Source organism: Pediococcus stilesii, from assembly GCF_001437075.1.
Lineage (GTDB): Bacteria > Bacillota > Bacilli > Lactobacillales > Lactobacillaceae > Pediococcus > Pediococcus stilesii.
In genome coordinates, this window is the sequence record NZ_JQBX01000019.1 from 1 (window position 1) to 17,670 (window position 17,670).

Annotated in this window: 19 protein-coding genes and 1 tRNA gene; 16 read left to right on the forward strand and 4 right to left on the reverse strand. The window is 38.8% G+C overall.

What is annotated here, in order from left to right; all coding sequences use genetic code 11:
- Positions 1–35: 35 nt before the first annotated feature.
- Positions 36–392 (reverse strand): DUF4828 domain-containing protein, encoded by a 357-nt coding sequence (locus IV81_RS07795; protein ID WP_057803963.1) that lies wholly within the window; start codon positions 390–392, stop codon positions 36–38.
- Between the two features lie 174 nt (positions 393–566).
- On the opposite strand from IV81_RS07795, the gene IV81_RS07800 reads away from it, so the two are divergent.
- The 5 genes from IV81_RS07800 (at position 567) to IV81_RS07820 (ending at position 4,826) form a co-directional block, all read left to right on the forward strand.
- A complete protein-coding gene (locus IV81_RS07800) occupies positions 567–1,574 on the forward strand; it encodes a Gfo/Idh/MocA family protein (protein WP_057803965.1) in 1,008 nt (335 codons plus the stop codon).
- A 6-nt stretch (positions 1,575–1,580) separates the two neighbouring features.
- Complete coding sequence (locus IV81_RS07805) at positions 1,581–2,891, forward strand: DEAD/DEAH box helicase (protein ID WP_057803967.1); 1,311 nt, start codon at positions 1,581–1,583, stop codon at positions 2,889–2,891.
- Between the two features lie 92 nt (positions 2,892–2,983).
- A complete protein-coding gene (locus IV81_RS07810; protein WP_057803969.1) occupies positions 2,984–4,015 on the forward strand; it encodes an LCP family glycopolymer transferase in 1,032 nt (343 codons plus the stop codon).
- 14 nt (positions 4,016–4,029) lie between these two features.
- A complete protein-coding gene (locus IV81_RS07815) occupies positions 4,030–4,263 on the forward strand; it encodes a hypothetical protein (RefSeq protein WP_057803971.1) in 234 nt (77 codons plus the stop codon).
- 308 nt (positions 4,264–4,571) lie between these two features.
- Complete coding sequence (locus IV81_RS07820; protein WP_057803973.1) at positions 4,572–4,826, forward strand: helix-turn-helix domain-containing protein; 255 nt, start codon at positions 4,572–4,574, stop codon at positions 4,824–4,826.
- Between the two features lie 187 nt (positions 4,827–5,013).
- Here the strand turns inward: IV81_RS07820 and IV81_RS07825 are convergent.
- A tRNA-Arg gene (locus tag IV81_RS07825) sits at positions 5,014–5,087 on the reverse strand.
- 238 nt (positions 5,088–5,325) lie between these two features.
- Here IV81_RS07825 and IV81_RS07830 point away from each other — a divergent pair.
- Positions 5,326–6,303, forward strand: a complete 978-nt coding sequence (locus IV81_RS07830; RefSeq protein ID WP_057803975.1) for a GMP reductase — start codon at positions 5,326–5,328, stop codon at positions 6,301–6,303.
- Positions 6,304–6,457: 154 nt separating this feature from the next.
- Here the strand turns inward: IV81_RS07830 and IV81_RS07835 are convergent, their stop codons facing one another.
- Entirely contained in the window at positions 6,458–7,696 is a 1,239-nt protein-coding gene (locus tag IV81_RS07835; RefSeq protein WP_057803976.1) for an aminopeptidase, read from the reverse strand.
- 90 nt (positions 7,697–7,786) lie between these two features.
- Between IV81_RS07835 and wecB the strand changes: the two genes are divergently transcribed.
- The 5 genes from wecB to IV81_RS09605 all read left to right on the forward strand — a co-directional run bounded on the left by wecB (position 7,787) and on the right by IV81_RS09605 (position 12,225).
- Positions 7,787–8,896 (forward strand): non-hydrolyzing UDP-N-acetylglucosamine 2-epimerase, encoded by a 1,110-nt coding sequence (wecB, locus tag IV81_RS07840; protein ID WP_057803978.1) that lies wholly within the window; start codon positions 7,787–7,789, stop codon positions 8,894–8,896.
- 201 nt (positions 8,897–9,097) lie between these two features.
- Positions 9,098–10,228: a YncE family protein gene (locus IV81_RS07845; RefSeq protein ID WP_057803980.1), complete on the forward strand. Its 1,131-nt coding sequence runs from the start codon at positions 9,098–9,100 to the stop codon at positions 10,226–10,228.
- 3 nt (positions 10,229–10,231) lie between these two features.
- Complete coding sequence (locus IV81_RS07850) at positions 10,232–11,011, forward strand: hypothetical protein (RefSeq protein WP_057803982.1); 780 nt, start codon at positions 10,232–10,234, stop codon at positions 11,009–11,011.
- A gap of 9 nt (positions 11,012–11,020) precedes the next feature.
- Positions 11,021–11,782 (forward strand): serine hydrolase domain-containing protein, encoded by a 762-nt coding sequence (locus IV81_RS09600; protein WP_057803984.1) that lies wholly within the window; start codon positions 11,021–11,023, stop codon positions 11,780–11,782.
- The gene (locus IV81_RS09605) at positions 11,773–12,225 is read left to right on the forward strand and encodes a serine hydrolase (protein ID WP_057803986.1); all 453 of its coding nucleotides are present in this window, start codon (positions 11,773–11,775) and stop codon (positions 12,223–12,225) included. The genes IV81_RS09600 and IV81_RS09605 overlap by 10 nt, the downstream gene beginning before the upstream one ends.
- Before the next feature lie 91 nt (positions 12,226–12,316).
- Here the strand turns inward: IV81_RS09605 and IV81_RS07865 are convergent, their stop codons facing one another.
- Positions 12,317–12,772 carry a flavodoxin gene (locus IV81_RS07865; protein WP_057803989.1) on the reverse strand — a complete coding sequence of 152 codons (456 nt, stop codon included), beginning with the start codon at positions 12,770–12,772 and terminating at the stop codon, positions 12,317–12,319.
- An 87-nt stretch (positions 12,773–12,859) separates the two neighbouring features.
- On the opposite strand from IV81_RS07865, the gene recX reads away from it, so the two are divergent.
- From recX to IV81_RS07890, 5 genes are all read left to right on the forward strand, one after another.
- Positions 12,860–13,642 carry a recombination regulator RecX gene (gene recX / locus IV81_RS07870; protein WP_269083944.1) on the forward strand — a complete coding sequence of 261 codons (783 nt, stop codon included), beginning with the start codon at positions 12,860–12,862 and terminating at the stop codon, positions 13,640–13,642.
- A gap of 104 nt (positions 13,643–13,746) precedes the next feature.
- A complete protein-coding gene (locus tag IV81_RS07875) occupies positions 13,747–14,301 on the forward strand; it encodes a DUF402 domain-containing protein (RefSeq protein ID WP_057803992.1) in 555 nt (184 codons plus the stop codon).
- A gap of 80 nt (positions 14,302–14,381) precedes the next feature.
- A complete protein-coding gene (locus tag IV81_RS07880; protein WP_057803994.1) occupies positions 14,382–15,512 on the forward strand; it encodes an AI-2E family transporter in 1,131 nt (376 codons plus the stop codon).
- Positions 15,513–15,587: 75 nt separating this feature from the next.
- Entirely contained in the window at positions 15,588–15,992 is a 405-nt protein-coding gene (tagD, locus tag IV81_RS07885; protein WP_057803995.1) for a glycerol-3-phosphate cytidylyltransferase, read from the forward strand.
- Positions 15,993–16,055: 63 nt separating this feature from the next.
- Complete coding sequence (locus IV81_RS07890) at positions 16,056–17,624, forward strand: peptide chain release factor 3 (RefSeq protein WP_057803998.1); 1,569 nt, start codon at positions 16,056–16,058, stop codon at positions 17,622–17,624.
- Positions 17,625–17,670 lie beyond the last annotated feature (46 nt).

A 17,670-nucleotide genomic window follows, 5' to 3' on the forward strand; every position in this document is an offset into this window, starting at 1 on the left:
TTAACTTTTTGGGTATACCTCAAAGTGCGACAGGTTCATTCCTCTTTTTTTGAGTTAATAATTGCATATGTTTCGTTGTTAGCTTCATCGTAAACGCTGATTGGACGATAGTCGTTGGCCTTAATGATTAAGTGATATCCAAAACGATCAATGAAGGTAATCCGATAGTCGTCGAGGCGTTCAACGACTGTTTTAAGTAGTTTTCCATCTAAATAGACGTCATAGTTCGGTAAAATCTCTAACTCATGCTCACGATTAGTATTTGGATCATGGTACTGCCATGTCCCGGCAAAGAAAAATGGGCTAACGTTTTTAGGCGTTTTTGTAGTCTTCTTTGTGTCAAAGCGCATGAATGAGAAGAGGTCCCCGAGCGAAGGTTTTTGCCAGTTCATAGCTCGTACTCCTTATCATTATATTTACCTTAAATATAACATTAAAAAGATGGGTAAAGTAGCAAAAAGCACTAGTTTTTAAGAGTTGTTAATAAAATTAATTAATGTGAAATCATTCCGTAATATTCCAGTTTTGTTGTAGAATGTAATAAGACAAGACAAGGGGGTACAAACATGATTAATTTTGGAATTATAGGTACCAATTGGATTACGCAACAATATATTGATGCGGCACATGCTACCGGAGAATGGAAGCTAACGGCGGTCTATTCGAGGAATTTAGAAAAAGCATATTCATTTGGTGAAAAGAATGGTGCAACCAAGTTTTATGATCAGATTGAAGATTTAATTAATGATAAAAATGTTGATGCGGTGTATATTGCTTCTCCAAATAGCCTTCACTTTGCGCAAGCTAAGCAAGTGATTGAAGCGGATAAGGTCGCCGTTGTCGAGAAACCAATGGTCGCTAATCCAACCGAATGGGAACAACTCGATGAAGCGCTAGAAAAGCATCCCCAAGCTTTACTTTTTGAAGCAGCACGGCATATTCATGAGGATAATTTTAGAGCGATCCGGAATCAAGTTGGACAAATGAAGTTGATTCAAGGCGCAACGTTGACATACGCGAAATATTCGAGTCGCTATGACAGTTACTTAGAGGGCCATGAACCTAACATTTTTTCACTTAATTTTGCCGGTGGGGCACTCCAAGATTTGGGAGTTTATCTGGCATATGATGCCGTATGCTGGTTTGGCATGCCGGAAGAAGTGGCCTACTTTGCTCAAAAAATTCGGACCGGAGTGGACGGAAAAGGTATTGCAATTTTAAGGTATCCGGAATTTGACGTCACGCTAAATATCGGAAAAAATATTAATTCAGAATTAAGCTCTGAAATCTACGGAGTTAAAGACAGCATCGTTATGGATAATGCCGCCGAGTTGAATCGGGTTGAGTATATTGATGAAGAAGGAAATCGACGCTTAATTAGCGATGACCCTGAATCCAATCCAATGATTGCCGAAGCCCGTGATTTTGCTCGCGTAATTCAGGATCCAGATAATCATATCAACCGCAAAGATTATCAAAACTGGTTGGATCTTAGTCGAAATGTAAATAAACTACTATATAATCTCCGCCAAAATGGTAAGATATATTTTACCAATGAAAAAGAAGAGGATTAAACTTTAATGAATGATTTATTTCAAAACCATTTTAATGAAAAAGGCTTTCAAAAGCGGACGTTAATTCAGCAGCGGGTTGCGGAACCCTTACGGAATGGAGAGTCTGTTTTAGGACTGTCACCAACTGGATCTGGTAAAACGCTCGCCTTCGCTTTACCACTCATGGAAAAAGTAATACCAGGGGATGGCACGCAACTACTAGTGCTGTCGCCATCACAAGAATTAGCGATCCAAACCACGGATGTTTTCCGAGAATGGGCGGCACTAATCGGGCTTAAAGTTACATCGGTTACCGGCGGAGCCAATGTTCAGCGTCAAATTGAACGATTAAAAAAGAAGCCCGAAATCATCGTTGGAACACCGGGACGCGTGCTAACATTGATCAATGAACATCGATTAAAAGTTAGTGAGCTTCAAAGCTTGGTGGTTGATGAGGCAGACGAACTACTAACGGGAGAAACACTCGAAGACACCCGTCAAATTGAAGACCAGCTCCTGGCAGATGTCCAACTCAGTTTCTTTTCCGCCACGGACGATTTGGCCTTGGATGATTTAGAAACATGGTTTGGCGTAAAACCACTTGTAGTTGATGTTCGAGATGAGGATCAAACACGTGGAAATGTGCAACATGGTTGGATTGAAACGTCCGAAAAGACTAAAGCTCGGATTTTGAAAAAACTTAGTCGAGTTAAGAATTTTCAAGGGTTAGTCTTTTTTAACCACGTTTCAACTATGGAAAAAACGGCAGCTCTCTTAAAACATGAGGGAGTTAGCGTGGGTAAAATTGCTGGTCACCAAGTTCAAATTGATCGTGCGTCTGCCATGCGCCGATTTAAGAATAAAGATTTAGCATTATTGATGGTGACAGACGTTGCCGCTCGTGGTTTGGATATTCAAAAACTACCGGCAGTGATTAACTTTGATATTCCGCGGAATGCGACGACCTACACGCATCGAGTGGGTCGGACTGGCCGAATGGGGCAATCAGGATACGTCATCAGTTTGGGAAATGACCATGACATTCGAAATCTTAAAAAAATGACCAAAGAAATTGGTTTGAGTCTTGAAAAGTTAGCGATTCAAGACCGCCAACTAATGCTTGCCAGTGAAGCTGCCAAAATGGCAAAAGCTGCACCAGCTGTCACCGCTCCTCAGGCTAAAAATGAGGTGAAGCATTCTAAGAAAAACGAACAGCCTCAATCTGGCAAAGTTGTGACGAACGGAAAGAAGAAACCGGTGGTTGCAACTCCGAAGAAAAAGGGCAAAAAGAAACACTCGAAACGTAAAGGGATGCGCCGATCAAAGAAGAACGATTAAATTTGTTTGAAATTTGATTAATTATGCTATTTTTAACAAAAGTTAGATAAAATTAGTGTAATATAGTCACTGTTGAAAGGTAGGTATATTTTATGCGTAGAGAACGTGAAAAGAAATCGCATACTGTTCGGAACACAATCCTAATTATTTTGGCGGTTGTGTTACTTGGAGGAATTGTTTACGGAGTTCGTAAATACCAGAATATCAAAAATGCGGTGGATAGCACTTACAGTAGTGCTGGAATCAAAAAAGAGCGAAATACCAGTAGTCAATTGAGTGGGAAAAAGCCAATTTCAATTCTACTGATGGGAACTGACACGGGAGCTTTAGGTCGATCTTATAAAGGGCGGACCGATAGCATGATGGTGGTTACGTTAAATCCCAAAACTAATCGAACCACAATTACAAGTATTCCACGAGATCTAGGAATCACGATTCCAGGATTTGAATCTGAATCGCCTTCGAAGATCAATGCTGCATATTCCTTTGGGCGAGCGGGAACTGCAATTCGAGCCGTTCAATCAACATTTAATATTCCGATTGATTTTTACGTCTTGGTTAACATGGGTGGGATGCAAAAAGTCGTCGACGAAGCGGGTGGGGTTGATATCACACCTACTTTAAGTTTCACCTATGATGGTTACACTTTCGAAAAGGGTGTTAAGACTCATATGAATGGTAAAAAGGCCTTGGCTTACTCTAGAATGCGCTACGATGACCCACAAAACGATTACGGGCGTCAAACTAGACAACGACAGGTTCTAACTGCTATTATCAACAAGAGCAGTTCAATTTCAGCGTTATTGAACAAGAATTTCATTGATTCAATTTCTAGCGAGACGCAAACTGATTTTACGTTTGATAATTTAGTTGCATTGGCTAAAAATTACCGTTCGGCAACGAAGAGCATCGATGAAACTCATGCGCAAGGAACCGGCCAGACGGTTAACGGACAGTCGATGGAAATCGTTTCAAAGACCGAATTACAACGAGTTACAAACTTTGTTAGAAGCGCCCTCAGCTTGAGTCGTGCTGATACCGGAACTGCTGCATTATCAGCAAGTAGCGCTTCAAATGCAAACAATAGCAACGTAGAAGAAGCAAATATTAACGCAGGAAACTAAGGGAGAATAGAATAATGGCGGAAAAAGAAATTAAGGAAGAAAAGAAACCATTTGATGTTGGAGACGAAGTCGTTGTTAAAAAGACCGACTTACTACCTACGGGATTTGAAGGAACAGTTGGGAAAGTTTACGAAAATTCAATTTTAGTAGAAATTGATTCAGCTAGTGTTGCTGATTCTCGATCAGAAGAGTTACACGACTTACATGGTCGGGTAGTTGTTCGCATGAGTGAAGCAAAAAAGAAATAATTTTTTCTCAGGAAATGCTCGTATTTAAAGCGTATTACAGTGGATTTTAGATTTTTTGGTCTAATTGCTTACATTAATGAAACATATAAGTGTGTTTTATGATAAAATACAATATGTTGGGTTATGTACAATATCAAGGCGATGCCTTATATCATTAGAAGTACTATCAATCATTATGTTTAAGATTATTTAAACTTGAGCTTAAAATTAATTATATACAGAATTTTTTGATACTATAATGTGTAAGGCATGGTGGAAAATATTGGTACAATTGTAATATTATTGAAATAGAGAAAAGAGGAATGACAATGTCAAAGAAGTTAAAAGTTAACCTTAACACTGACGAACTAATTGGCAGTCGTGAAGCCAGCTTGATGTGGGGCAAGCAAAAGGATTATGTACGTACAATTTACAATAAGTATCCAAGACGCTTCCCAGAAGGTACCATTCGTAAGTTCGGTAAACAATTGATTGTGACCCGTGAAGGAATGGAAGCAGTAACTGGAGTTAAAGTTGCTGATCTCAAGCAATCCGATTTGGATAAAGTTCAGAAATTAAATTAACTTAATTTGACTGTCGAGTCTGGTTTGATCAGGGCAAGACCCGGGGTTGTATAAGTAGGAAGTCGTTGGCAAATGTCAGCGACTTTTTAAATTATGGAATTGATTTGTATTAAAAATAAAACTTTTGTCGAAAATAAAAACATCACTCATTTTGGAGTGATGTTTTTTAGTTATGATGATATCTTGATGTCCCCGGTGAGAATCGAACTCACAACCTATCGCTTAGGAGGCGATTGCTCTATCCAGTTGAGCCACGGAGACTTAACTTATTTATTTTCGCACGAAAAAGGGATGCTGTAAAGATGAATTGATTTTGTTATCCGTTGGATTTAATGATATATTTCGATAAAACGACTCGTTTTTGAGTGAATCAATGGCATTTAAGTTTAATTTATTTAAAAATACGAACTTTAAAGACTTGTTTTTTATTTAAAGTTAGTGTATATTATTTCGTGGCGGCAAAAACGCCGTTAAATTATTCACTTCGAGGGGACAATTAATGAAAGTATTTGATTACGAAGACATCCAATTAATTCCGGCAAAATGCATCGTTCGCAGTCGAACAGAATGTGATCCATCGGTGACGCTAGGTCAACATCGGTTTAAGTTACCGGTTGTTCCAGCTAATATGCAGACAATTATCAATGAAGAAATTGCTGAAAACTTAGCTAAAGACGGATACTTCTACATTATGCATCGTTTTGAACCTGAAAGAAGATTAGATTTTGTCAAAAAAATGCAGTCTAAAAACTTAATTAGTTCAATTAGTGTTGGTGTTAAAGACGATGAATACAAGCTGATTGATAAATTGGCTGCTGAAAATATTACACCAGATTATATTACAATTGATGTTGCACATGGTCATTCACAAAGTGTGATTGACATGATTCAATATATTAAAGAAAAGCTTCCAAAAGCGTTTGTAATCGCTGGAAACGTTGGAACTCCAGAAGGGGTTCGTGAATTAGAGAACGCGGGAGCAGACGCCACCAAGGTCGGAATTGGACCTGGTAAGGTTTGTATTACAAAAATTAAAACTGGCTTTGGTACTGGCGGGTGGCAACTGGCAGCATTACGTTGGTGTGCCAAAGCAGCTCGGAAACCGCTGATTGCGGATGGCGGAATTCGGACGCATGGTGATATCGCTAAGTCAGTTCGTTTCGGTGCCACGATGGTAATGATTGGCTCATTATTTGCGGGTCATATCGAATCACCAGGTGAAACTAAAGTTGAAGATGGTGTGAAGTATAAAGAATACTTTGGTAGTGCTTCTCAGTATCAGAAGGGCGAATCTAAAAATGTTGAAGGTAAAAAGATTTGGATTCACCAACGTGGACATTTGAGAGATACGTTAAATGAAATGCGTGAGGACCTCCAATCTTCGATTTCGTACGCCGGTGGAAAAGATCTCGAATCAATCCGCAAGGTTGATTACGTAATTGTTAAAAACTCAATCTTTAATGGTGACACAATTTAAGTGTGACTAAGTTATAAATCCAATTGAAAAATAATTTATTATCTAAAACAACGTCCAATGGTTAATTAAAAAGCGATTTACAGGATTAAATTGAGAAACTATCTCAAAATCTGTAAATCGCTTTTTTAATGTAAAAATTTTTTATTGATCGAATCTATTTTGCCCAATTTCCGTCTCGGAAAATTGGAAGTTTTGAGCCATCAGCTTTAATTCCATCGATGTTCATTGAGTTTGAGCCAATCATGAAATCAACATGGGTTTGACTAACATTCATCCCGTTCTTTAATAATTCCGAAGCAGACATTGAAGTACCATTTTCAATGGTGAAGGGGTAAGCTTCGCCGAATGCCATATGATCGGACGCGTTTTCATCAAAAAGGGTATTGAAGAAAGTAATGTTGGATTGTGAAATTGGTGAGTCGTCTGGAACCAGTGAAATTTCACCTAACGATTTTGCGCCATCATCAGTTTGAAGAAGATGCTCGAGAACCTCTTGCCCACGGGTTGCTGTAGCTTCAACAACCTTTCCATTTTGGAAAGTGATGTGCATTCCTTCGATAATTGTGCCGGCATAGCTTAACGGCTTTGTTGAGGCGACCGTCCCGTCGATGTGACGCCGGTCGGGAGCAGTGAACACCTCCTCAGTGGGGATGTTAGCTACGAATGTATTCCCAGAGGCGTCCTCTGAATCTGCTGCGACCCAAATATGCCCATCTGGTAATCCAACGGTTAAATTAGTCCCAGGTGCCCGATACTCGAGAGCCGAAAAGCGCTGTTGATTTAACCAGTCTGCGTGGGCGGATAGATCGGCAATTTTTTTAGTCCATGCCCCGATTGGATCGGGCTGGTCAACCAATGCCGTATTAAAAATTGCTTCCCAAAGGCGATCAACGGCTTGTTGGCCTTTAAGTTCGGGGAATACCAACTCAGCCCACTCCGTGTCAGCCGCCGCAACCACTAGCCAGCTAATATCATTATTGGTAGTAACTTGCATAATTGGTCGTTTAGCAGCTCCTTGTGCGGCTTGATATTTAGCGATCCGCTCGTTAGGGACATCATTTAAAGCATTGGGGTCGTCACTAACAATGCTAATTCTTGAAACACGACGGTCGGCTAAAAACTGCCATTTTTGTTTTTCATAATCGAATACAGAGGCTAGACGATCCTCATTGGCATTGAGTAAAAATTCCCGAGTTGTAAAAATATCGTTCCATTCCAAAATCACTTCGGCTGCGCCTAACTGGTATGCCGCATCCGTAATTAAATTAGCTAATTTCTTTTGGGTAACTGAGGCGTAGAGCACAACGGTTTGTCCTTGTTGAACGTTAACACCAACTTGAGTAATGAGGTCGGCATACTTTTTAAGGTTTTGATTTAATACTGATTCATCCATGGTAAAGTCCTCCCAATGTTTTTTAATATCCTATCATATTTTCAAGGTGATTGCTGATATAATGGTAATTAGAAGCCGGAGGATGACGAAATGGACAAAATAAAAGTTATGAGTATTTTTGGTACAAGACCGGAAGCGATTAAAATGGCACCGGTTGTTAAGGCAATGCATCAGGACGAACGATTTGATCCCGTTACGGTTGTTACGGGTCAGCATCGTGAAATGTTGGATCAGGTTTTGCAAATTTTTCATATTGTTCCAGATTATGATCTGAATATTATGCAAAAGGAACAGACGCTAAGTAGCATAACTAGTAAGGTATTACTTGGCATGGACCAGATTTTGAATGCTAATCGGCCGGACCTGATACTTGTTCATGGCGATACGACTACCACGTTTTCCGCTGGATTAAGCGCTTTTTACCATCAGATTCCAGTGGGCCACGTAGAAGCGGGATTACGGACTTGGAACAAATACTCGCCGTTTCCAGAAGAAATGAATCGCCAAATGACGGATGTTCTAACGGACTTATATTTTGCACCAACGACCACGAGTGAGGCCAATCTTTTAAAGGAACGCCATCCCCAAAAGCAAATTTTTGTGACGGGAAATACTGCGATTGATGCCTTAAAAGATACTGTTCAGGATGATTACCAAAATCCGGTGTTAGATCAAATTGGATCAGATAAACGAATTATCTTAGTTACAATGCACCGCCGTGAAAATCAAGGTGCACCAATGCGCCGTGTTTTCAAAGCGATTAGGCAGGTTGTTGATCAAACCCCAGACGTTGAAGTGATTTTTCCGGTCCATTTAAATCCTAAAGTGCAACAAATGGCTGAAGAGGAGCTAGGAAATGACGCTCGAATCAAGTTAATTGCACCACTGGATGTGCTTGATTTTCATAACATTGCTGCGCGCAGTTATTTAATCATGACGGATTCTGGCGGTGTCCAAGAGGAAGCACCGTCACTCGGGAAACCAGTTTTAGTACTGCGGGATACGACCGAACGACCAGAGGGAGTCGATGCAGGCACCTTAAAACTAGTGGGGACCGATCCAGATGAGGTTAAAAAACAAATGATTAGTTTACTAAACGATTCAAAGGAGTATGCTAAAATGGCGAACGCTAAGAATCCATACGGCGACGGAACCGCCTCATCCCAAATTCTAAATGCAATTGCCCAATGGCATAAATAATCAAAGAAAATGCTGAAATTTTAATGTTTCAGCTTTTTCTTTTACAAGAATAAATATTATTTAAATTGTTTGTTTATTATGCGAGGCTTAATATTGGCCTATAAGTTTAATACAGGCTATTATAAATGTGGTTAATGATATTTTTAAATAGACCTTCGCTTATTGCCATAATTAAAAATAGATTGTATTGGAGTGATATAAATGAAGCAGTTAAAAGATACCGGAAAATGGTATCGTTTGGCGATTCCGATTGGGCTGATCGTTATTATTTTGGGAGTGTTTTTAGGATACTACGGGTACGGTTATCCAACTCAAAGCTCATTTGTTAAGGAAGCCAAGCCAACGACCTCTAAAACAACGGTTCAGCCAATTTTATCGCAGAATGAATTAGATGATGCGATTGATCAGTATGAGCCATTGCAAAAATCTTTGGCAATGGATTCGAAAAATTTACCTGTGATTCCGGGAATTCAGAATACACAGACGATTAATACCCATTCTAAAAAGGTTGAAATTTGTACCTCAATGACGCCACAAGGAGTTGCTACGTACGGAGATTACTTATTTACGTCGTCTTATGATCATGATTTAATTCATAACTCGGTTATTTATGTTCAATCACTAAAGACGGGTAAATTAATTAATACGATTGTATTACAAGGTCAACCACATGTTGGTGGAATTGCTTTTGATCCAAAGAATGAGCAGCTATGGGTTTGTGGCACCAAGGATAGTGGACCAGAACTTTTTAGCATTAAATTAAACCGTCTATTGAACTATAAGATTTCTGATGGGCCAATTTCATATAATCAAAGAACAGCACTCGGAACGGTTCACCGCGCATCATTTGTCAATTATACAGATAACAGTTTGTTCGTTGGATTCTTCAATCCTGGTGGTGAAGGACAGGTTTCAAGATTAGATTTAAATAATGCGGGTGAAATTGTTGGTGGTAATACAAATCTTTTAGGTGCTGATAATTCAGTCGACTTATTTGCCCGTGTTTTGCAACAGCAACAAACGATTCAAAAAGCCCAAGGTTTAACCTTTAGTGGTGATTATGCTTTACTATCACAGTCATACGGTGCGAATACTTCGTTCTTGTACATTTTCAAAAAGAATTTGAATCAAAAGGTGTTTAGACAACAGGACGCCCTTAAAATTATTCCAATGCCATCGCATTTAGAACAAATTTCATCTGATGGTAACAAGATTTATATGACGTTTGAATCTTCCAATCGGACGTATCGTAAAACCAGTAAACAGGTTGTAGACCGGGTTGTGATTACCACACTTGATCAATTATTAAAAAATGCGCCAAGGAGGATATAGCTGATGAAAAATGAAAAAATTACCCCTCAGTTTCCTGAACTTTCACTTGCGCGTTGGCTGTACGTCCTAGCGTTGGTTCTATTTGATTACTTTTTATTTAACACGTCTAATCCAATCTCACAGGCTTTGTTTGTTTCAATTGATATCTTTATGGATGCACCCACTAAAATTGGGCGGACCATGTTGATTCAACAAGAAGTACTACAGCTAATTATTTTAGTTGTCGGACTGTTAATAATTATGGGCTGGAAAAATATTCGACAATATTTTCACTGGCTGAAATGGTGGCAATGGTTCATGATAATCCCAGTCGCCGTTCTTGGTATGTTAATGATGATGGGCGGAAGAGAACTTTCAAACATTTTCAGCCATTGGAATATTTTTTCTGTTCCACCAACCTTTAACATCGATCAAGTACAGCTAATTTCTAAACCATTGTTTAATGTAATGAATTGGATGGTCTTATATTCAACGATCAGTGCACAAATTGTTGCCATATTAGTTTTAAATGTCGTTTTTCAATTTAGTGGAATTAAAGATTATTCTTTTAAAAATTATCGTGTTTGGCTATTTGCTCTACTTGCGGCATTAATTGGTGGATTCTTTATGATTAATCCGGCTAACCCCAATATTTTTTATAGTATTTTAGGTTTTGGCGGATCTCAATTTATCTTTAATTTGGCTTATATTAAGATGAGGAATCCTTTAATTCCAATGGTTTCAGCATATGGAGTAGATCGGTTATTTTATTATTGGATTATGGTCATCATCTTTGGAAAGTAGGAAAGAAACATGAAAAAATGGATTTGGGGTCTATTAGGACTAGTAATTGTAGTTGGTGGGTGGTTAGTTTATTCTAATTCAACTTCCTCAAAAACTAAAAACGAGAATGTAACTACCTCTCAGAGTCAAAAAAGTAGTTCATCTAAAAAGAAAGCAACCACGAGTTCTAAAAAAGAGGCCAGTTCTTCATCTCGCAAAATTGCTACAATGGCGTCTTCTAAGAAAATTGATAAATCGACTGACACAACGCTTAATGGCACACTTGAAGCAGGCTTAAAGCCGATTGATTTTTCAGAAACGGCTGTATTAATTGATAACGATAAGATTGTCGATAGCTACACGGCGGGCGATGCTAATAATGACAAGAAGGTCAAAAATACGTTGACAACGACGTATGAAATTGACTCATTACAAAAGGCGCTAACGGCCGGCTTAGTAATGAATCAGATTAATGCTGGTAAATTGCAGTTTACGGATAAGTTAAGCAAGTATATTAAAGACTTCCCTGGAGGAGATCAAATTACGATCCGTCAACTTTTAGATATGACATCGGGATTATCAATGGGGGATGTTACCTATAAGGAAGCTAATCTTTCCAATAGTCAATTATTAAAGGTTGTTCGTAAAAATGTTAAATTTGATGCCAACAAGATTGGGACTTGGAATTATCAACCAGTTAACTTTGTCATTCTTTCCGAAGTTATTGAGAGGGTGAGTGGTCGAAGCTATGAACAGTTATTTAACAACACCTACGTGCAAAATTGGGTCTGAAAGAAACCGAATTTGCGTACGATAAGCAAGCGACTGATCGGGCCACCGGTTATATGATTTCGGCGGATGGTACAACCAGCAAGCAGGATCCAAATGAAGCAACGGTTCAGTCAGAATTAGGAACTGGTCAAGTGTACATGTCGGTTATGGATTATTATCGGATAATATCTGAACTATTGACAGGTAACATTTTGGGTGGACAGGAGAAAGCGAACCAGCTCTTTTACTCAACGGCTCCGAACTCAGCTAAATACTACGGCGGACTGTATGTTGGAAATGTTAACGACCGAACTGCTAATGGTTATGGATACGGATTCCAAGATCATATCAGAATTAGTAACGATGGTAAAAAGGCATTGGTTATTTTTAGCAACGAGCGCCATTCCGGAACTAAAACGCTTCTAAATGAAGTTGCCAACTTGGAAGCACAATTGCTAAACTAATTTCAAATTATGTATAATGAGTGTAAATAAAAAGAAGCTAAGAAAAACAATCTGTTTTTTTAGCTTCTTTTGCGTTAATAAGTTAGATAATTTACTTTGAATTAAAGCTGTTTACCAAATCACTGGCAAAATTATCTAAATTATCCAAGTCTTCTTGAGACTCAGGTGCTAGATTGATTTTTAAGTCTTCAGCACCTTTTGTGGCGTTCGTACCAGCCATGGCAGCGCTAAATTTATCAACCGCTAGACAGTAGTACTCTTCGTAAAATGTATCCCCGGAACCAGCAACGCCAAAGATTTTACCTGATAGATCAAGGTCGGCAAGGTCATCAAAAAAGTCCATGCCTTCTTCTGGTAGGGCACCTTCATCATAAGTGTATGGGACAATTACGTTAATATCATAATCTTTAAGTTCGGAAGCGTCCGTTTGTGAAATTTCGGTTTCATCAACTTCAACGCCGAGATCTTCAAGCGCTTCGGTAATAATATCGGCACAATCTTCATTGTTACCAGTAATGGTTGCAAAAACAACTTTAGCAGTTGGCATATTTGAATATCCTTCTTTCAAATTAATTCTTAACAAAGTATAGCAAAAAAGGAGTGGTTTAACATTAATTCTGATGAAACTAAAAAAATAACGCTAATTAGTGCACAGAAATGTGCTGGACGTTATAACGTCTTTTTGGACGGTGAGTATGCTTTTCCAATCAGTGAAGATACTTTCATCCACTTTCGGTTAAACAAAGGGATGGAAATTGATGGTCCGCTACTACAAGCAATTGGTGAATATGAAACGGGTGCTGAGGCGTATAACAAGGCCCTAAACTTTTTGACGGGCCAGCTTCGAACACAGGATGAGGTTGCCCAAAAACTTTTAAAATTAGAATTTGACGAAGAAGTTGTGGCACAGGTCCTGGCCAAGTTAGCGAAATTGAACTTACTAAATGACGCGGAGTATGCCAAAAGCTATGTTCGAACAATGATGCATACTGGTGATAAAGGTCCCCGATATATCATCAATCATTTACGTCAAAAGGGTGTTTACGAAAATGACATTCAAACTGGGCTGGATTTATTCACCGAAGAAGAACAGATTAGCTTGGCGACCACAGTTGGCCAGAAAATTCAAAAGCGTCTTAGTAATGTTTCAATTAAGCAGCAGCAAATGAAGATTCGGCAAAATTTAATGAATAAAGGCTTTAATGGTCAATCAATTGATGTGGCTCTTCAAGAGATTGATTTTGAGGTCGACGAAGAGGCCGAATATGAAAAATTGCTCAAACTAGGAGAAAGATTAATTCGAAAATATGGTAGTTTGCCAGATTATAGTAAAAAGGCCAAGATAAAGCAGGCACTTTTTACTAAGGGATTTGAAATGAACCTAATTGAAAAATTTATTAGTGAAAACGAAATCTAAATTTATCCGACGAATCACTCCTTGATGGTGCAAAAGTAAAACTTAGTCTGATATAATTGAAGAGAAATTGAAAAGCTTTCAGCTGTAGGAAGTGGGCTTATGCTATGTCTCAATACTCTGTTGGACCAAAAGAGGGCGAGTATATTGCGATAAAAAGCTATAAGCATGATGGTAGTTTGCATCGAACTTGGCGCGAAACGATGGTTCTGAAAAATAACGAAGATGAATTTATTGGCTGCAATGACCATACGGTGGTGATTGAAGATGACGGACGTCGTTGGGTGACACGTGAGCCAGCGCTGGTCTACTTTAATAAACATACTTGGTTTAACGTGGTGGCAATGATTCGAGACAACGGTGTTTCGTATTATTGTAATATCGCCTCGCCATATATTTTGGATCGGGAAGCCTTAAAGTATATCGACTATGATTTAGACGTAAAAGTTTTTCCAAATGGGGAACGACGCCTGCTTGATACGGATGAGTTCGAACAATTCAGTAAAAAATGGCGCTATCCACAGGATACGATTAATGTATTACTAGAAAGTGTTAAAGAACTGACAAATTGGATTGATGAAAAACGCGGACCATTTTCGGTCGAGTTTATTAATATTTGGTACAAACGTTATCTAAATATAGCGGAGCGAAATACTCGATAAAAAAGGAGGTGTGCATAACACTTCCTTTTTGTTTAAAAAGCACTAAACTAAAGTCTGAAATAAGAGTGAGGAGTACATATATGTTTGAAAAATTTAGAAAGACGCCGTTAATGTATTGGTCGCTAGAACTTCTGATCGTCGCCACCTTGATTTGGGTCTGTACTAAAATTAACTTTTTATTTACACCGATTGGCACGTTTATCAGTACGATTTTTATGCCGTTAATTATCGCAACTTTTCTATACTACATGTTAAATCCACTGGTTAAGCTGTTGACACGCGTTCGCTATAAGAAATTTAAAATTTCACGAACGTGGGCGGTGGTAATCGTTTTTGTTCTATTCTTGTCATTAATTATTTGGGGAATTAGCTCGTTTTTCCCAAGTCTAATCGAACAGGTTTCACAAATGATCGGTAATTTACCAGATATTGCCAAACGATTGCAGACGGCCATTCCTAAAATGCTGGATCATTCTTGGCTAAAGCGGATTGATTTTACACCGTATGTTAAAAATATTAATGGTCAGATTGGCAAGTATGCGGAACAATTCTTGGCCGGGATGACGGTTAGCATTGGGAACGTCATCGCCGCGGTAACCAATATCACGGTCATGGTTATTACTGTTCCAATTATTTTGTTCTACATGTTAAAAGACGGCTATAAATTAATTCCAACCGTGTCTAAAATTGTTCCAAAAAGAAATCGTGAAAATGTTGTTACACTCTTTGATTCAATGAGCGATACGTTATCCTCATATATATCTGGTCAGGTAATTGAATGTCTGTTTGTTGGAACCTTCACCGTGATTGGCTACATGATCATTGGTCAACCTTACGCCTTGCTGTTAGGGGTGATTGCCGGTATTTGTAATATAATTCCATACGTTGGACCATATTTTGGAATCTTTCCATCGCTACTAGTTGCAATTGCGCAGTCACCAGCAAAAGTGATTTCGGTTATCATTGTAGTTTTAATCGTTCAGCAGGTTGACGGCAATTTCATTTATCCTAATGTCATTGGTAAGTCACTTCAAATTCATCCGTTAACGATCATCATTTTACTATTGGTTGCTGGAAAAATTGTGGGAATTCTAGGGATGATTCTGGCAGTTCCCACGTACGCAATTGTTAAGGTTCTGATTAACTTCCTGCATCATATTTGGCGTTTGGATCAGGAATCAATCGAAGAGAAAATTAAACCTGAAAATTAAGATATAATTTGGTGGATTAATGGTAGTATGGTAATATTTAACGGGGCTAGATATTTTAATTCAAGGAGAATAAAATTGACAAGAGTAATTACGTATGGAACTTTTGATCTCTTACACAAAGGGCACGTTCGTCTTCTTAAACGGGCAAAAGCATTAGGAGACCACTTAACAGTTTGTGTATCAACAGATGAATTTAACGCCATTAAAGGCAAAAAAGCTTACACGTCTTTTGAAGATCGTAAGTACATTTTAGAGGCAATTAAGTATGTTGACGAAGTGATTCCCGAAGAAAATTGGGATCAAAAAATCAACGATGTTAAGGAACATAATATTGATATTTTTGTAATGGGTGATGATTGGAAAGGTCAATTTGACTTTCTATCAGACTACTGTAAAGTCGTTTACCTTCCACGAACGGAAGGAATTTCAACGACCAAGATCAAAAGAGACCTCGGTTTAGCAGAATACAAAAAAGACTAAAAGATTATCTTAAGATTGGGATGCCTATTCCAATCTTATTTTTTAGAGGGAAAGGGATTTATTATGAATCAAGCAGAATTAACAAGTGCGGTTGATCGCCGTCGAACATTTGCAATCATTTCACATCCGGATGCTGGTAAAACCACAATTACGGAACAACTCCTATTATTCGGTGGCGTCGTTCGTGAGGCCGGAACCGTTAAGGCCCGTAAGACAGGGAATTACGCTAAGTCAGACTGGATGGAAATTGAAAAGAAGCGTGGAATTTCCGTTACAAGTTCGGTCATGCAGTTCGACTATGCTGGGAAACGCATTAACATTCTAGATACCCCAGGACATGAGGATTTTTCCGAAGATACGTATCGGACGTTGATGGCCGTTGATTCAGCCGTTATGGTCATTGATTCTGCAAAGGGAATTGAACCACAAACTAAAAAACTATTTCAAATTTGTAAAATGCGGGGAATTCCTATTTTTACATTCATGAATAAGCTGGACCGGGATGGCCGGGAGCCGTTGGATTTGGTTAACGAGCTAGAAGAGGTGCTAGGGGTTGACGCCTATCCAATGAATTGGCCAATCGGGATGGGTAAACAATTGGCAGGACTCTACGATATTTACAACAATCGAATTGAGCTCCACACTGACGAACCAGAATTTTTAGAATTAGATGCTGACGGTGAATTAAAAGAAAGCAACCCGATCGAAGAAGAAAGTGTCTTTCAAGATGCAATGATGGAAGTTTCTTTGATGAAAGAAGCTGGAAACCAATTCGATGAAGCTAAAATTGCGACGGGGGACTTAACACCAGTTTTCTTTGGCTCTGCGCTAACAAACTTTGGGGTTAAAACTTTCTTAGACGCTTATTTAAATTACGCACCGGCGCCCTCTGCACATAAAGACGAAGAAGGCGACGTTGTTGAACCTAAAGAAGAACAATTCACCGGATTTGTTTTTAAAATTCAAGCTAACATGAATCCTAATCACCGGGATCGAATTGCCTTCTTACGAATTTGTTCGGGAGAATTTGACCGCGGGATGGATGTAACCCTGAAGCGAACGGGTAAAACGATTCGCCTTTCAAATTCGACACAATTCATGGCCGACACACGTGAAAATGTTGAGACCGCCGTTGCGGGTGACATAATCGGGTTATACGATACTGGTAATTTCCAGATTGGGGATACGATTTACGCTGGCAAGCGGGCCGTTCAATTTGAAAAGTTACCACAATTTACGCCTGAACTTTTCATGCAAGTTTCCGCAAAAAATGTGATGAAACAAAAATCCTTCCACAAGGGTATCAAACAATTGGTTCAAGAAGGAGCCGTGCAGTTGTACACAAATTACACGACGGGCGATTATATTTTAGGAGCAGTTGGACAACTTCAATTTGAAGTATTCCAATTTCGGATGCAAAACGAATACAATTCTGAAGTAGTCATGCAACCAATGGGTAAGAAAACTGCTCGCTGGATTGATCCAGAACAATTAGATGAAAAGATGTCATCTTCTAGAAACTTGTTAGTTAAAGATCGGTTTGATCAACCACTGTTCTTATTTGAAAATCAATTTGCCGAGCGTTGGTTTGCTGGCAAGTACCCAGATGTTAAGCTAACCGCGAAATTATAATTATAAGAGTTTATTAACTAAACAGTATAATAGGCGGACATTTTGA

Coding starts and splice junctions, on each gene's coding strand:
- IV81_RS07795 (WP_057803963.1), bottom strand. CDS start 392: ATGAACTGGCAAAAACCTTCGCTCGGGGACCTCTTCTCATTCATGCGC.
- IV81_RS07800 (WP_057803965.1), top strand. CDS start 567: ATGATTAATTTTGGAATTATAGGTACCAATTGGATTACGCAACAATAT.
- IV81_RS07805 (WP_057803967.1), top strand. CDS start 1,581: ATGAATGATTTATTTCAAAACCATTTTAATGAAAAAGGCTTTCAAAAG.
- IV81_RS07810 (WP_057803969.1), top strand. CDS start 2,984: ATGCGTAGAGAACGTGAAAAGAAATCGCATACTGTTCGGAACACAATC.
- IV81_RS07815 (WP_057803971.1), top strand. CDS start 4,030: ATGGCGGAAAAAGAAATTAAGGAAGAAAAGAAACCATTTGATGTTGGA.
- IV81_RS07820 (WP_057803973.1), top strand. CDS start 4,572: ATGTCAAAGAAGTTAAAAGTTAACCTTAACACTGACGAACTAATTGGC.
- IV81_RS07830 (WP_057803975.1), top strand. CDS start 5,326: ATGAAAGTATTTGATTACGAAGACATCCAATTAATTCCGGCAAAATGC.
- IV81_RS07835 (WP_057803976.1), bottom strand. CDS start 7,696: ATGGATGAATCAGTATTAAATCAAAACCTTAAAAAGTATGCCGACCTC.
- wecB (WP_057803978.1), top strand. CDS start 7,787: ATGGACAAAATAAAAGTTATGAGTATTTTTGGTACAAGACCGGAAGCG.
- IV81_RS07845 (WP_057803980.1), top strand. CDS start 9,098: ATGAAGCAGTTAAAAGATACCGGAAAATGGTATCGTTTGGCGATTCCG.
- IV81_RS07850 (WP_057803982.1), top strand. CDS start 10,232: ATGAAAAATGAAAAAATTACCCCTCAGTTTCCTGAACTTTCACTTGCG.
- IV81_RS09600 (WP_057803984.1), top strand. CDS start 11,021: ATGAAAAAATGGATTTGGGGTCTATTAGGACTAGTAATTGTAGTTGGT.
- IV81_RS07865 (WP_057803989.1), bottom strand. CDS start 12,772: ATGCCAACTGCTAAAGTTGTTTTTGCAACCATTACTGGTAACAATGAA.
- IV81_RS07875 (WP_057803992.1), top strand. CDS start 13,747: ATGTCTCAATACTCTGTTGGACCAAAAGAGGGCGAGTATATTGCGATA.
- IV81_RS07880 (WP_057803994.1), top strand. CDS start 14,382: ATGTTTGAAAAATTTAGAAAGACGCCGTTAATGTATTGGTCGCTAGAA.
- IV81_RS07890 (WP_057803998.1), top strand. CDS start 16,056: ATGAATCAAGCAGAATTAACAAGTGCGGTTGATCGCCGTCGAACATTT.